Origin of the sequence: Rhodococcus sp. UNC363MFTsu5.1, from assembly GCF_000686785.1 — a bacterium.
In the GTDB taxonomy this organism is placed as follows: domain Bacteria; phylum Actinomycetota; class Actinomycetes; order Mycobacteriales; family Mycobacteriaceae; genus Rhodococcus_G; species Rhodococcus_G maanshanensis.
In genome coordinates this window covers 258,995-272,780 of sequence record NZ_JMLO01000004.1, presented here as the reverse complement: position 1 = coordinate 272,780, position 13,786 = coordinate 258,995, and the positions used below count along the sequence as shown (strand labels likewise).

The window sequence follows — 13,786 nt, the reverse complement described above, 5'->3', positions numbered from 1 at the left end:
GTTGCCCGGCTCCCTACTGCTCGATCGGTTCGTCGTTCGCCAGCGCCCTGGCCAGGGCCAGGTCCAGCGGTGTGGTGATCTTGAAGGCCAGCGGATCTCCCACGATGGTCCTGACCCGCCCGCCGATCCGTTCGACCAGGCCCGCGTCGTCGGTGGCCAGCGAGTCGGCGGCCGCATAGGCGCGCCGCAGCAGATCCGCGGTGAATCCCTGCGGCGTCTGCACGGCTCGCAGCTCCGAGCGCTCCGGGGTGCCGGTCACCGCGCCGAGCAGGTCAACCGTCTTGATGGTGTCGGCGACCGGCAGGGCGGGCACCACCGCGTCACGGCCGGCGCGCAGCTCCGCCACCACGCGGGCGATCAGGGGCGGCGGGGTCAGCGCCCTGGCCGCGTCGTGCACGAGCAGCAGGTCCGCGTCCTCGGCGGCCGCGAGCCCCGCGCGCACCGAGTCGGTCCGTTCGGCGCCGCCTGCGACGACGTCGACGCCATCGGGCAGCTCCGCGCGCACCGAGTCGATCCGGTCCGCGGGCACGATCACCACGACGCGGTCGACGACACCGGACTCGATCAGCCCGTCGACGGCGAGCCGGAGCATGGAGACACCGCGCAGCGTGACGAACGCCTTCGGGATGCCCTCGCCGAGACGCTCACCGCGCCCGGCCGCGGGCACCAAAGCAATGACCCGGCCTCCGCTGCGCACTTCGGCCGGGTCAGTCACGTTGCTCATGTGTCAGGACGCTGCTGCGAGAACCTCGTCGAGGATGATCTCGGCCTTGGCGTCGTCGGTGCCCTCGGCGAGCGCGAGCTCACCGACGAGGATCTGACGTGCCTTGGCGAGCATCCGCTTCTCGCCCGCGGAGAGCCCGCGGTCCTGCTCACGACGCCACAGGTCGCGGACGACCTCGGCAACCTTGTTCACGTCGCCGGAGGCGAGCTTCTCGAGGTTGGCCTTGTACCGGCGCGACCAGTTGGTCGGCTCCTCGGTGTGCGGCGCGCGCAGCACCTGGAAGACCTTGTCCAGGCCTTCCTGCCCAACAACATCACGGACGCCGACGTACTCGGCGTTATCCGCGGGGACCCGGACGGTCAGGTCGCCCTGAGCGACCTTGAGAACGAGATATTCCTTTTGTTCACCCTTGATGGTGCGAGTTTCGATTGCCTCGATCAGCGCCGCTCCGTGGTGGGGGTATACGACGGTGTCTCCGACCTTAAAAATCATCTGTCCCGTGCCCCTTTCGATCTTCACAGTTTAACACGGGGCCCGACGGCACAGTCTCCAACGGCCCTGGTCAGGGGCACAGTGGGGTGACCGGAGGGGTTGACAGCCAGACCCGAACGTGCATCCAACGGGGCCCAAACCGACCATCTGGCCTCAGGTTTCGGCACCGCGAACCCCGCCGCGAAGCCCCGAAGGGCGACCCCCGGACCCGGTCCGCAGACCTGACTACTACTCTGCCTAGTGGAGTACGACCCGACGCCGTGGAGGACAACCCGTGACAGCCCTGAATGCGCCGACTCGACGAGTCGCGACCGCCGTTGCCCTGGCCGCAGCCGCGGCGATCTCGCTGTCCGCCTGCAGCGCGGGCCAGATCACCCAGACCGCGACCCAGGTCGCGGCCGTGAACGGCAACTACGCCAACCAGGGTGATATCTCCCTGCGCAACGTGCACATCCTGTACCCCGACAGCGAGGAGTACAGCCTCGAGCCCGGCGGCAAGGCCGCACTCGCGTTCACCGCGGTGAACAACAGCGAGGAGAAGGCCGACCGCCTGACCAAGATCACCACCGATGCGGCCGACTCGGTCACCATCGCGGGCGAGGTCGGCGGCCGGATCATCGATCCGCAGACCTCCCTCGGAGCAGGCGTCCGCGCCGCGACCGTCCTCGACAACCCCGAGGAGCCCACCCAGCTGATCCTGGTGGTGCTCAACGACATCAACGACGGCGTCTACCCCGGACTCACGGTCCCGATCACCTTCAGCTTCGAGCGCGCGGGCGACATCGTCGTCTCGGTGCCGGTCGATGCAGGGCCGAAGACCGAGCGGCACGAGTCGGACAAGTCCGGCAATGCCGGTGCCGAGCCCCTCGGCAGCGGCGGACACTAGTCCCCACGGTTCACGAGAACGGCCCCGACGCTCAGCGTCGGGGCCGTTCTCGTCGTTGCGGCGCAGCACATTTCGGCCCGAACGACACACGCGGCCGCGTCGCTCGGGTTCGCTGTCGGACCCCACCCCTAGGCTGCGGTGGTGGCCAAACCCAAATCGAGCTTCCGCTGCTCGTCCTGTCAGCACTCGATGGCCAAATGGGTCGGCCGCTGCCCCGACTGCGGGTCATGGGGCTCGATCGAGGAGGTGGCGGTCCTCACCGCCGTCGCGAGCAGGCCGGGCGCCACCGCCGCCCGCGGCGCGTCCATGGTCCCGACGTCCCCCGCGACCCCCATCTCACAGATCAACGGCACCTCCACCAGGGCCAAGCCCACCGGCGTGCCCGAGCTCGACCGGGTACTCGGCGGCGGCCTGGTCCCCGGTTCGGTGGTGCTGCTCGCCGGCGAGCCGGGCGTCGGCAAGTCGACCCTGCTCCTCGAGGTCGTGCACCGCTGGGCCCAGCGCGACCCACAGGACCGCGCGCTGTACGTCACCGGCGAGGAGTCGGCCGGGCAGGTCCGGCTGCGGGCCGACCGGACCAACTCCGTGCACGAGCGGGTGTTCCTGGCCGCGGAGTCGGACCTGGCCACCGTGTTCGGGCACGTCGAACAGGTCCGCCCGACGCTCCTCATCGTGGACTCCGTGCAGACGATGCTCGCCGCGGATGTCGAGGGCGTGGTCGGCGGCGTCACCCAGGTCCGCGCCATCACCAGCGCGCTCACCTCGCTGGCGAAGTCCAGCGGGATCCCGGTGCTGCTGATCGGCCACGTCACCAAGGACGGAGCGGTGGCCGGGCCGCGCGCCCTCGAGCACCTGGTGGACGTGGTGCTGCACTTCGAGGGCGACAAGCACTCCACCCTGCGCATGGTGCGCGGCGTGAAGAACCGCTTCGGCGCGGCCGACGAGGTGGGCTGTTTCGAGCTGCGCGAGGACGGCATCGAATGCGTCAGCGACCCGTCCGGGCTCTTCCTGCACCACCGCGACGACACCGTTCCCGGTACCGCTGTCACGGTCACCATGGACGGCAAGCGCCCGCTGCTCGGCGAGGTGCAGGCGCTCGTCGCGACCTCACACAACCCCTCGCCCCGGCGCGCGGTCAGCGGCATGGACTCGGCTCGGGTGTCGATGGTGCTGGCCGTGTTGGAACGGCGCTGCGGGGTCAAGGTCTCCGACAAGGAGGTGTACGCGGCGACGGTCGGCGGAATGCGGCTGACCGAACCGTCCGCGGACCTGGCCCTTGCCGTCGCGGTGGCGTCCGCGTTCAAGGACGCCGCGCTGCCGCCTGGGGTGGTGGTGCTCGGCGAGGTCGGGCTCGCTGGCGAGGTACGCCGGGTCACCGGCGTCGATCGACGGCTCGCCGAGGCGAAGCGGCTCGGCTTCACCCACGCGGTTGTGCCCCGCGACTCCGGGACACCGCCTGCCGGGATGCGGGCCACCGAGGTCACCAACCTCGGCGAGGCCCTGCGGGTGCTACCCCGCGCCTGAGCGGGCCTACAGCGAGGAGGACGTGCCGAACGGTGAGGTCGCGTCGCCGTCCACGAAGTCCTGCATCGGCGCGAAGTGCTCGGGCTTGATGGTCAGGAACAGCCCACGGGAGGTGGCGACGATGTCGTCACCCGCGGTCGGTCCCTCGACGATCCGGGCCTCTGCGGTCGTGTAGACCTTGCGCCGGATCATGCCGTCGATCCGGGAGCGGAACTCGAGCACCGACCCCAGCGGGATCGGCTTCGCGAAGTCGATCTCCAGGTGACCGGTGACCACGGGCCCGCCGAGCACCATGCAGGCCATGCCCTGGACCTCGTCGAAGGCGACGGACAGGATGCCGCCGTGGATCACCCCTGGTCCGCCCTGGTATCGGTTCGCCACGGTCAGCCGGCCGGAGACCTCTAGGCCCTCGCCCGCGGTGAACGTCATCGCCATCCCGGCGGGCTGGTCGTCGCCGCATCCGAAGCACTTGGACCAGTGCTGCGGCAGGGCCCCGCCCGGCGCCGGGAAGAAGTCCGGGCGAGGCGGCAACACGAGATCATCGGGCAGGGTCCAGGTACTACTCACGGCTAACAAAGTATCGGTTCGCCGATCGCGGTCCCGATTCACCCCTGGCCGGGCCCGCACCGGCGCGTCCGGCCCCGGGGAGGCCGCCGCCTCTCCCCCGCTGGGTAACCTTGACGCGAAGCGACGGCGGATCGACCGACTCCGCCCGGCGATGAGGCGCCGCGCACCGCGAGCAAGGGGGACGGCAATGGACGACGCCACGCCGTCTGCCACCGTCCGCGAGACCATCGCTCGACTGGCGCCGGGGACCGAGCTCCGCGACGGCCTGGAACGGATCATGCGCGGCCGCACCGGCGCCCTGATCGTGCTCGGCTACGACGCCGAGATCGAGGAACTCTGCGACGGCGGCTTCGAGCTGGACGTCGAATTCGCGCCGACCCGGCTACGGGAGCTCTCCAAGATGGACGGGGCAGTGGTGTTGTCCACCGACGGCACCCGCATCGTGCGGGCCAACGTGCAGCTGGTCCCCGACTACAAGATCCCGACCGTGGAATCCGGCACCCGGCACCGCGCGGCGGAGCGGACCGCGATCCAGACCGGCTACCCGGTGGTCTCGGTGAGCCAGTCGATGAGCATCGTCAGCGTGTACGTCGGCGGCATCCGGCACGTGCTCGAGGGCTCGCCGACCATCCTGTCGAGGGCGAACCAGGCCGTCGCGACGCTCGAGCGGTACAAATCCAGGCTCAACCAGGTCACCAACCAGCTCTCCGTCGTGGAGATCGAGGACTTCGTGACCCTGCGTGACGCCCTCACCGTCGTGCAGCGGCTCGAGATGGTCCGCCGGGTGTCGGTGGAGATCGAGCGCGACGTTCTCGAGCTCGGCACCGACGGCAGGCAGCTCGCCCTGCAGCTGGAGGAACTGGTCGGCGACAACGACATCGCCCGCCAGCTCGTGGCGCGCGACTACCTGGCAGGCCAGGGGCAGGCTCCGACCGAGGCCGTCGAGCGAACCCTCGCGGCGCTCGACAAGCTCACCGACGCGGATCTGCTCGACCTGACCACCCTGGCCCGCGCCTACGGGTACCCGGCGACGATCGAGGCGCTCGAGGCGCCGATGAGCCCGCGCGGCTACCGGGTGCTGACGCGCGTGCCGCGGCTGCAGTTCCACCAGATCCACCGGCTGGTCGGGTCGTTCGGCACCCTGCAGGGCCTGCTCGCCGCGACCGCGGCCGATCTGCAGTCGGTGGAGGGCATCGGCGGGCTCTGGGCCCGGCACATCCGGGAGGGCCTGTCCCGCCTCGCCGAGACGTCGATCTCCGGCCCGTTCGACTGACCGCGAACCGTGCGCGATCCGTACCCCGACCGGGGTGCGGATCGCGCACGGGCCGCGGAGCGGCGTCAGCTGATGTTGAAGGGCTCCGGGGTGCTGCGCAGCGCGCCGAGCTGACCGACGACCGTGTAGGCGCCGGGACCGACCGGGTTACGCGGCGCGGTGCAGCCGGGCTCGGACGTGGCGCCCGACCACTTGACCGTGAACGCGGCCTGCTCGCCTGGCTTGAGAGAGCGGATGTCCGGCGCGGTGTTGGGGAAGCAGTCCGTGTTCGACCAGATCCGCTGCTGCCCGTCGAGGCTGTAGACCAGCACCTGCTGCATGCCCGCGCCGAGATCGCGCTCGCAGGTCGCGGAGCCGATGTTGGTGACCACGATGCCGAACTGCGGCTCCTGGCCGGCCGGATAGTTCGGCTGGTTCGAGCTGGCCTTGATGGCGAGCGACTGATCCGGGCACTGGCCCGCGGGGACCACGGCCGACGAGGACGCCGCCGCCTCACCCGAGACGGACCCGGACACCGAGGAGCCCCCGCCCGAACCGCCGGATCCCGAACCGGACGCGGACGCCTCACCGGATCCGGAACCGGACCCGCCGCCGTCGCCGGCGGAACTGGGCGCCGCCTGGCCCGAGGACGTGCTGCTCTGCGAGCTGCTGACGGCAGCCGCCTCGGCCGAGGGGTCGTCGTCTCCGCCGCCGAGCGACGTCACGATCCAGACAAAGAGGATGAGCGCGACCACGCCCGCCCCGATTGCGAGCGCGCGTCGTCGCCAGTAGATCTCGGGGGGCAGCGGCCCGGTTGGTTCCAACACAGAACCCACGTTAGGTGCCCGGACCCGAGCGGACGCCCACCAGGCCCGGCGTGTCGCTCAGTCGGCAACCTCTCCGATGTCGCCGACGGAGGCCTGCAGCTGCACGCGGCCGTCGGAGAGCTTGTATGTGACACCGACGATGGCACAGGATCCCCGCTCCACCCGGTCAGCGATGATCCGGGATCGCTGCATGAGCAGGTCGCCGGTCTCCACGACGTGGCGCGCCTCGAGCTCGTCCACCGTCGAGAGGCCCTCGTTACGGCCCATCAGGATCGACGGGGCCACCCGTTCGACGACGTCACGGATGAAGCCGTTCGGGATGGCGCCCTTGTCGAGGGCCTTGAGGGTGGCCGCGACGGCACCGCAGCTGTCGTGACCGAGCACGACGATCAGCGGCACGTTGAGGATCTCGACCGCGTACTCGATGGAACCGAGCACGGAGCTGTCGATGACGTGACCTGCCGTGCGCACCACGAACATGTCGCCGAGGCCCTGGTCGAAGATGATCTCTGCGGCGACGCGTGAGTCACCACAGCCGAACAGCACCGCGGTCGGGTGCTGTCCGTCGACGAGCTTTGCCCGGTCGGCGATGCCCTGGCTGGGGTGCAGCGAGGCGTCGTTCACGAAGCGGTCGTTACCCTGCTTCAGTGCCTTCCAGGCCGAGATGGGGTTCGAATTAGGCATGTCAGTCATTGTGCACCCGGCGCTTTCTGCGTTTCGTCGGCCACCTGGCAAAACCGTGGAACAGGAGGTGTGAAGTTCAAGTGAACACCTCCGCACTGATCGCGTGGTACGAGCGTCAGGCCCGCGACCTGCCATGGAGGCGCGAGGGCGTCACCGCGTGGCAGATCCTGATGAGCGAGATCATGCTGCAGCAGACGCCGGTGGTCCGCGTCGCCCCGATCTGGGAACAGTGGGTACAGCGCTGGCCGGTCCCCTCGCAGATGGCGGCGGCGAGCCAGGGCGAGGTGTTGCGCGCCTGGGGCAAGCTCGGCTACCCGCGCCGGGCCCTGCGGCTGCACGAGTGCGCGCGGGTGCTGGCCGCCGACCACGGCGACGAGGTCCCCGCCGACGTCGACGTCCTGCTCGGCCTGCCCGGGATCGGCGCGTACACCGCCCGCGCGGTGGCCTGTTTCGCCTACGGGCAGCGGGTCCCTGTGGTGGACACCAACGTCCGGCGCGTTGTCGCCAGGGCGGTGCACGGCGCCGCGGAGCCCGGCAACCCGTCCACCACCCGCGACCTCGCCGACGTCGACGCCCTGCTCCCGAGGACAAGGGCGAGGGCCGCGGTGTTCTCGGCCGCGCTGATGGAACTGGGCGCGACCGTCTGCACCGCGCGCAACGCCGACTGCGACCGCTGCCCGCTGACCGACTGCGCGTGGGTCGGCGCGGGTCGCCCCGCCCACACCGGACCCGCGCGCAAGGTGCAGAAGTTCGCAGGCACCGACCGTCAGGTCCGCGGCCGGCTGCTGGACGTGCTGCGGGAGACCCATGCACCGGTCGAACGGGCTCGGCTCGACCAGGTGTGGCCGACCGACCCCGCGCAGAGGGACAGGGCGCTGGACTCGCTGCTGGTGGACGGGCTGGTCGAGCAGACCGCGGACGGGTTGTTCGCGCTCGCGGGCGAGGGCGGCTCCGACCGCTGACGGATGCCGCTACGCCGATGCGGCCTAGTCGTCGAGGCCGAGTTCGACAGAGCGGGCGAGCGCTGCGTTGAGCGCGTCCGCGTCCAGTACCAAGGTGCGCAGGGTCCTCGCCGCGACGAGCAGTGCGTCGAGATCGTTGCCGTACACGCTCACCATGCCGCCCTCCGGATCAAAGCCGACCGCGCCGAGAGTGGCGGGGGCCTGGTCGGTGAGCACAGCTTGAAGAGCACCGCTGAAGTCGTATCCGGAGCCCTCGATGCCGTGCGCCTCCAACGCCGACCGGTGCTGGTGATACTCCGGTCCGCCCGGCGAGTAGATGATGCTGAAACCGCTGTCGCCGGTGACGAGAAGGACCGGACCGAGGTCGTCGAAATCGCTTGAGGTTGCCATGCCGCGACCGTACCCATGCGGTGTGACAGCTGCGCCGTGACCTCCGCTCACCCACCGGATGCGTGAGCGGGCAACTCCGCGAGGAACGCCTCCACCGCCGCGCGATACTCGACCGGTCGGTCGTCGTGCACCAGGTGACCGGCGCCCGCGACCAGTTCGTACCGCGTCGCCGATTCCCTTGCGGTGTCGGCCATTGCGCGCATCTGCCCGGCCGGGGTGATGGTGAACTCGCCCTCCAGCAGCAGGGCGGGCGCCCGGACCGCCGACCACTGCGCCCAGAAGTCGCGGGTCCCCCACTCCTCGGAGATGTCCCGCCACACCGGCACCTCGCCGTGCAGATGGAAGCCGTCGGACCGCTCCTCGAAGGAGTCCATGAAGTACTGCGCCGCAACGGGTCCGAAGAACGCGATCATGTGCTCGCGGTCGCGGAACGGCTGGGGCCATGACCCGATCATCTCGGCCCAGTCGCGCGCGGTGCGCCCCTGGAAGTCGGGCGCCATGTCCTCGACGACGAGCGCGCTGACGCGATCGGGGTACGCGGCGGCGAAGCACCAGGCGTGCAGCCCACCCATCGAGTGTCCGATCACCACCATCGGCTCCGTGATCGGCGTCAGTGCGGCGGCGAGGTCCTCGACGAACGCCTCGGTGGTCAGTTCGGCCGGCGCGGGCCTGCCGTGCCCGGCCGCGTCGAAGGTGTAGACGTGCCCGTACTCGCGGAGCCACGGCACGTGCCTGCGCCAGGTCCTGGCGCTGCCCATCAACCCGTGGAGCAACAGAATCGGCCGACCGGTCCCACCCTCGTCATGCAGCACGGCACCGAGGTTATCCCGGTGCCGTGCTGCCTCGCGGTCGGTGTGCCCGGTCAGGCCCGGCTCCCCTCCGGCACGACCGAGTATCGGCGACCGCGGATCAGCGGCCAGACGGTGATCGCCAGCCCGAGCAGCGCCACGCCCGTGACCAGGATCAGGCCGGGGCGGAACTGATCGAAGCTCGCGGTACCCGCTCCGGTGTGCGACCCCGCGGTGACCAGCGCGGTGGTCAGTGCGAGCACCAGCGCCGCGCCGACCTGCATCGAGGTCTGGACCAGCCCCGAGGCCAGGCCCTGCTCGGAGTCGTCGACGCCCGAGGTGGCCTGGGCCATGATCGAGGTGAAGCCGAACGTGAAACCGAAGCCGAGCAGGATCACGCTTGGCAGGATGGCCACCGCGTACGTCGGCTGGTCGCTGCCGACGAACAGGAACCACAGGTAGCCCAGGCTCAGCGAGCCGAGCGCGGCGATGATCATCCGCGGCGTGCCGAACCGGTCGACGAGACGCCCGACGAACGGCGAGCCGAAGGCGACGATCAGTCCGGCGGGGAGCAGCGCCATCGCCATCTTCAGCGGCGACCAGCCGAGCCCGGACTGCAGGAAGATCGTCACCATGAACTGGAAGCTCAGGTAGGAACCGAAGAGCGCGATGATGCTCAGGTTGGCCCGCACGATCGCGCCAACCCTCAGGATGCTCAGCCGGACAAGCGGATGCGCAATTCGCTTCTCCACCACGACGAACGAGGCCAGCAGGGCAGCCGCGAGCGCGAAGAGCCCGAGCGTGAGCGGGTCCGCCCAGCCGCGCGCAGGCGCGGAGACCACCGTGTAGACGGCGAGCATCATGCCTGCGACCAGGGTGACCGCACCGGCAATGTCGTGCCCGCCGGTGTCGGCCGGGCGGTCGCGCGGGATGAGGACGACGGCGGCGACGAGGGTCGCGACCGCGAACGGCACCGGCATCAGGAACGTCCACCGCCATCCGGCGCTGGTGAGCAGCCCGCCGAGGATCAGCCCCGACGAGTAGCCGCTGGCACCGAACACGGAGAAGATCGACAGCGCCCGGTTGCGGGCGGGCCCCTCCTTGAAGGTGGTGGTCAGGATCGACATCGCGGTCGGCGCAGTGAAGGCGGCGGCGAGGCCCTTCACGAAGCGGGTCACGATGAGCAGGGTGCCGTTGTCGACGAGCCCGCCGACCAGCGAGGCGACGGCGAAGACGGCCAGCGCCACCAGGAAGACGTTGCGCCTGCCGAGCAGGTCGGCGGTGCGCCCACCGAGCAACAGCAGGCCGCCGAAGCCGAGCACGTAGCCGTTGATGATCCACTGCAGCGAGGTGGTGTCGAGGCCGAGTTCGGTGCCGATCGAGGGCAGCGCGACGCCCACCATCGAGACGTCGAGCCCATCGAGGAACATCACGACGCACAGCACCGCGAGGATCCCCCAGAGGCGGGCCGTCCATGCCTGCCCTGCGGCAGGAGTGGTCGAACCCGGCGAGGCGGTGAGGTTCGGAGTGGTTTCGGTGATAGTCACGTCGAGGACTGTATGTGCACGTGCAATCAATGCGCAAGCACTAATTTCCTTAACATTTAATTCGCTTGCATCAATCGGTGGACTGGAACTAGGATGCGGCCATGACGTCAGAAGCGGAGCTCCGCGACACCTGGCGAGCGCTGCTCGACCGGTACAACGGGATCGCGTGCGACCTCGATCGACAGATGCAGAGCGCGCACGGCCTGAGCATGAGCGACTTCGAGACCCTCGACCGCCTGATGAGCGTCACCTGCAAGCACCCGCGGATGCAGGAGCTCGCCGCGGACATGTACCTGAGCCCGAGCGCTCTCTCCAGGAGCGTCGCGCGGCTGGAGAAGGCGGGGCTCGTCGCGCGGTCGCTGTGCGAGTCGGATCGTCGCGGCGTGTTCGTCGACGTCACCGACGCGGGCCGTGCGGTCCACGCCGACGCCGGCAAGATCCAATTGGCCGTCCTGACCGAGCATCTCGCCGAGCCCGACACCACCGGCACCTGATCCCGAGCGGAGTACGCTCGCCCGCATGGCAGTCGTCAAGATCAATGCAATCGAGGTTCCCGAGGGCGCGGGCCCCGAGCTGGAGAAGCGCTTCGCGAACCGCGCGCACGCGGTCGAGAACTCCCCCGGCTTCCTCGGCTTCCAGTTGCTGCGCCCCGTCAAGGGCGACGAGCGCTACTTCGTCGTGACGCAGTGGGAATCCGAGGAGGCCTTCAAGGCCTGGTCCGACGGCCCGGCCAGGGCCGCCCACTCGGGTGAGCGCGCCAAGCCGGTGGCGACCGGTGCCTCGCTGCTCGAGTTCGAGGTCGTGCTCGACGTGGCCGCCGCGGCGAAGGACGCCTGAGCCCCGGACCGCGCATGCGTCCAGGGTCGAGCGGATAGGTTCGCACGTATGGCCCTGGCGATCGACGCCGCGAAGCGGCACGCGTTGCAGACCCTGCTGTCGATGCCGGCGGGCCTCCTCCACCGGCTGGCCGGGAAGCCGGTGGCGATCGACGGCAACGTCCTCGACGCCGAGATGCAGCTCATGCTCGCGTTGGGGCGGCTCGAGGGCGCGGCCGCCGAGGAGCGTCCGATACCCGGCGGCAGGCGCGCGCTGCTGTCGAGTTCCAGGGCCGTCGGCGGCAATCTGCCGATCGGTGCGGTCACCGACCGCGACATCGACGGCCCGGCGGGCCCGCTCCGGCTGCGGTTCTACACCCCGCGCGGCCTGACCATCACGTCGCCCGCGCTGGTCTACCTGCACGGTGGGGGCTGGGTCTACGGCGACCTCGACAGCCACGACGCGGTGTGCCGCTTCCTCGCCGAGCGCGCCGGGATCCGGGTCGTCGCCGTCGACTACCGGCTGGCCCCCGAGGCGCCCTTCCCCGCCGCCGTGCGCGACGTCGAGGCGGCGTACTCGTTCGTGACCGCCAACGCGACCGGCCTTGGCATCGACCAGGACCGGATCGCCGTCGGCGGCGACAGCGCGGGCGGAAACCTCGCCGCCGTCCTCGCCCAGCGGGCCACGCACGGGGAACTCGGGGCGCCGCCCGTGTTCCAGTTGCTGATCTATCCCGCGACGGATGTCGCGGTGAAGCGGCCCAGCCGGCGGACCTTCGCAACCGGATTCTTCCTGACCGAACGGTTCATGGACCTCTGCGAGGCCAGCTACGTCCCCGCCGGCGCGGACCGGACCGATCCGCTGCTGTCCCCGATCTACGGCGACCTCACCGGCCTTCCTCCCGCCTACGTCGTCACGGCGGGGTTCGATCCGCTGCGCGACGAGGGCGATGCCTACGCCGAGAAGTTGCGCGAGGCGGGGGTCGAGGTACAGCACGTGCGCGAGCCCGGGCTGATCCACTCCTTCGCGAACATGGTCGGGGTCGGCCGCTCGGGTCCCGAGGCGATGGGACGGGCCGCGGCCGCGTTGGGCCTTGCGCTGTCCGCCCCGCCGTCAGTGCCCCGCCAGGACCGACAGCATCCCGTCGACTGAGGCCGACCAGCTGAACTGTTCGGCCCGCAGCCGGGCCGATTCCCGGCGCGCGCCCGCGGGGAGGGCCAAGACCCCGGTGACGGCGTCCGCCAGCGCGACGCCCCGTCCGTGCGCCAGCGCCCCGCAGGCCGGGGTGATGATCTCCGCGAGGGCGGACGATCGCGCCGCGACCACCGGTGTCCCCGCGGCCAGCGACTCCAGGGCCGACAGGCAGAACGTCTCGTGCGGGCCGGGCGCAAGGGTGACGTCGGCGGAGGCGAACAGCGTCGCCAGCCGTCCGGAGTCGCCGATGAAGCCCGCGAAGTGCACCGGCAGCTTTCGCGCCCTGTGCCGCAAGGCTTCTCGCTTCGGCCCATCACCGGCGATCACCAGCCGGATGTCCTGGCCCTGCCCGACGAGGGACCGGACCGCCTCGATGCTGCGATCGACCTGCTTCTCCACCGACAGCCGACCGCAGTGCAGCAACAGCCGTTGCGAGGGCAGGGCGTAGCGTTCGCGCACGCCCTCGTCCCGTCGATCCGGATGGAACAGCGCCAGGTCGACGCCCAGTGGAACGCGGAACAGGTTTCCCGCGCCGATCCGGGTGAACTCCTCGGATGCGAACGCGGTCGTGCAGACCACCGCATCGAAGTTGCGCGCCATCCTGGCGTTGGCGACATCCGCCCACGAACGCGCCGCGCGCGGCGGCAGCACCTGCCCGAGCAGTCGGTCGAGTCGCTCATGGGACACCACCACGCTCCGCACGTCCCGCCGACGCGCCCACTGCCCGAAGCCGCGCAGCGTCAGCCGGTCCGACACCTCGAGCGCGGCCGGGCGCAGCCCCCGCACGACGTCGGCCACCCGGCGCGGGTTGACGGCGCGGTAGCCGCCGGTGCCAGGGATCGGCACCGCGGCCAGGGTGATCCGCAGGACCCCGCTCACCATCACCTCCTCGGCGTCGCGCCGGCCGGGAACGACCAGGATCACCTCGTGACCGCGTCCGCTGTAGCCGGCGCCCCAGTTGTGCAGCGCGGTGCGCAGCCCGCCCGATCGGGGACCGTAGAAGTTGGCCAGCTGCACAATTCGCACCGACCCATCGATCCCGGTCGGCATGGCGAACCCGCCAACTGTCACCGACCGCCCGGTGAAGTACGCGCGAACGTCTGGCCGGCCGGCCGGACGGCTGCGATTGACAC

Annotated in this window: 16 protein-coding genes; 7 read left to right on the top strand and 9 right to left on the bottom strand. The window is 70.5% G+C overall.

The window, feature by feature from the left end:
* Window positions 1-13 precede the first annotated feature (13 nt).
* Together ispD and carD are read right to left on the bottom strand one after the other, a co-directional pair.
* On the bottom strand, window positions 14-724 hold the full coding sequence (gene ispD / locus BR31_RS0108180) for a 2-C-methyl-D-erythritol 4-phosphate cytidylyltransferase (protein ID WP_051637070.1): 711 nt from the start codon (window positions 722-724) through the stop codon (window positions 14-16).
* Between the two features lie 3 nt (window positions 725-727).
* Entirely contained in the window at window positions 728-1,216 is a 489-nt protein-coding gene (carD, locus tag BR31_RS0108175) for an RNA polymerase-binding transcription factor CarD (RefSeq protein ID WP_007528440.1), read from the bottom strand.
* A gap of 274 nt (window positions 1,217-1,490) precedes the next feature.
* Between carD and BR31_RS0108170 the strand changes: the two genes are divergently transcribed.
* Together BR31_RS0108170 and radA are read left to right on the top strand one after the other, a co-directional pair.
* Window positions 1,491-2,102, top strand: a complete 612-nt coding sequence (locus tag BR31_RS0108170) for a copper chaperone PCu(A)C domain-containing protein (RefSeq protein WP_027500527.1) — start codon at window positions 1,491-1,493, stop codon at window positions 2,100-2,102.
* 141 nt (window positions 2,103-2,243) lie between these two features.
* On the top strand, window positions 2,244-3,626 hold the full coding sequence (gene radA, locus BR31_RS0108165) for a DNA repair protein RadA (RefSeq protein WP_027500526.1): 1,383 nt from the start codon (window positions 2,244-2,246) through the stop codon (window positions 3,624-3,626).
* A gap of 6 nt (window positions 3,627-3,632) precedes the next feature.
* On the opposite strand, the gene BR31_RS0108160 is transcribed toward radA, so the two are convergent.
* Entirely contained in the window at window positions 3,633-4,193 is a 561-nt protein-coding gene (locus tag BR31_RS0108160) for a PaaI family thioesterase (protein WP_027500525.1), read from the bottom strand.
* 187 nt (window positions 4,194-4,380) lie between these two features.
* Here BR31_RS0108160 and disA point away from each other — a divergent pair, with 187 nt between their 5' ends.
* The gene (gene disA, locus BR31_RS0108155) at window positions 4,381-5,466 is read left to right on the top strand and encodes a DNA integrity scanning diadenylate cyclase DisA (RefSeq protein ID WP_027500524.1); all 1,086 of its coding nucleotides are present in this window, start codon (window positions 4,381-4,383) and stop codon (window positions 5,464-5,466) included.
* Between the two features lie 65 nt (window positions 5,467-5,531).
* Here the strand turns inward: disA and BR31_RS0108150 are convergent, their stop codons facing one another.
* Entirely contained in the window at window positions 5,532-6,272 is a 741-nt protein-coding gene (locus tag BR31_RS0108150; protein ID WP_027500523.1) for a hypothetical protein, read from the bottom strand.
* Between the two features lie 57 nt (window positions 6,273-6,329).
* Window positions 6,330-6,956, bottom strand: coding sequence for a carbonic anhydrase (locus BR31_RS0108145; RefSeq protein WP_027500522.1), 627 nt, complete (start codon window positions 6,954-6,956; stop codon window positions 6,330-6,332).
* An 80-nt stretch (window positions 6,957-7,036) separates the two neighbouring features.
* On the opposite strand from BR31_RS0108145, the gene BR31_RS0108140 reads away from it, so the two are divergent.
* Window positions 7,037-7,918 carry an HhH-GPD family protein gene (locus tag BR31_RS0108140; RefSeq protein ID WP_027500521.1) on the top strand — a complete coding sequence of 294 codons (882 nt, stop codon included), beginning with the start codon at window positions 7,037-7,039 and terminating at the stop codon, window positions 7,916-7,918.
* A gap of 24 nt (window positions 7,919-7,942) precedes the next feature.
* Here BR31_RS0108140 and BR31_RS27910 read toward each other — a convergent pair whose 3' ends face one another.
* From BR31_RS27910 to BR31_RS0108125, 3 genes are read right to left on the bottom strand one after another with little or no spacing between them, the layout of a single operon-like run.
* The gene (locus BR31_RS27910) at window positions 7,943-8,308 is read right to left on the bottom strand and encodes an Imm51 family immunity protein (RefSeq protein WP_037175895.1); all 366 of its coding nucleotides are present in this window, start codon (window positions 8,306-8,308) and stop codon (window positions 7,943-7,945) included.
* Between the two features lie 47 nt (window positions 8,309-8,355).
* Window positions 8,356-9,120, bottom strand: a complete 765-nt coding sequence (locus BR31_RS0108130; protein WP_027500520.1) for an alpha/beta fold hydrolase — start codon at window positions 9,118-9,120, stop codon at window positions 8,356-8,358.
* Window positions 9,121-9,170: 50 nt separating this feature from the next.
* Window positions 9,171-10,643, bottom strand: a complete 1,473-nt coding sequence (locus tag BR31_RS0108125; RefSeq protein ID WP_027500519.1) for an MFS transporter — start codon at window positions 10,641-10,643, stop codon at window positions 9,171-9,173.
* Window positions 10,644-10,744: 101 nt separating this feature from the next.
* On the opposite strand from BR31_RS0108125, the gene BR31_RS0108120 reads away from it, so the two are divergent.
* The 3 genes from BR31_RS0108120 to BR31_RS27905 are packed head-to-tail and all read left to right on the top strand — an operon-like array spanning window position 10,745 to window position 12,611.
* A complete protein-coding gene (locus BR31_RS0108120) occupies window positions 10,745-11,137 on the top strand; it encodes a MarR family winged helix-turn-helix transcriptional regulator (RefSeq protein ID WP_027500518.1) in 393 nt (130 codons plus the stop codon).
* Between the two features lie 25 nt (window positions 11,138-11,162).
* Complete coding sequence (gene mhuD / locus BR31_RS0108115) at window positions 11,163-11,480, top strand: mycobilin-forming heme oxygenase MhuD (RefSeq protein WP_027500517.1); 318 nt, start codon at window positions 11,163-11,165, stop codon at window positions 11,478-11,480.
* Between the two features lie 48 nt (window positions 11,481-11,528).
* A complete protein-coding gene (locus tag BR31_RS27905; protein WP_051637069.1) occupies window positions 11,529-12,611 on the top strand; it encodes an alpha/beta hydrolase in 1,083 nt (360 codons plus the stop codon).
* Here BR31_RS27905 and BR31_RS0108105 read toward each other — a convergent pair.
* Window positions 12,573-13,679, bottom strand: coding sequence for a glycosyltransferase (locus BR31_RS0108105; RefSeq protein WP_027500516.1), 1,107 nt, complete (start codon window positions 13,677-13,679; stop codon window positions 12,573-12,575). The genes BR31_RS27905 and BR31_RS0108105 overlap by 39 nt on opposite strands.
* Window positions 13,680-13,786: the final 107 nt, after the last annotated feature.

What these genes read in the sequence shown, in the direction of transcription:
- ispD (WP_051637070.1), bottom strand. Translation starts at nt 724, where the DNA reads ATGAGCAACGTGACTGACCCGGCCGAAGTGCGCAGCGGAGGCCGGGTC.
- carD (WP_007528440.1), bottom strand. Translation starts at nt 1,216, where the DNA reads ATGATTTTTAAGGTCGGAGACACCGTCGTATACCCCCACCACGGAGCG.
- disA (WP_027500524.1), top strand. Translation starts at nt 4,381, where the DNA reads ATGGACGACGCCACGCCGTCTGCCACCGTCCGCGAGACCATCGCTCGA.
- BR31_RS0108145 (WP_027500522.1), bottom strand. Translation starts at nt 6,956, where the DNA reads ATGCCTAATTCGAACCCCATCTCGGCCTGGAAGGCACTGAAGCAGGGT.
- BR31_RS27910 (WP_037175895.1), bottom strand. Translation starts at nt 8,308, where the DNA reads ATGGCAACCTCAAGCGATTTCGACGACCTCGGTCCGGTCCTTCTCGTC.
- BR31_RS0108120 (WP_027500518.1), top strand. Translation starts at nt 10,745, where the DNA reads ATGACGTCAGAAGCGGAGCTCCGCGACACCTGGCGAGCGCTGCTCGAC.
- mhuD (WP_027500517.1), top strand. Translation starts at nt 11,163, where the DNA reads ATGGCAGTCGTCAAGATCAATGCAATCGAGGTTCCCGAGGGCGCGGGC.
- BR31_RS27905 (WP_051637069.1), top strand. Translation starts at nt 11,529, where the DNA reads ATGGCCCTGGCGATCGACGCCGCGAAGCGGCACGCGTTGCAGACCCTG.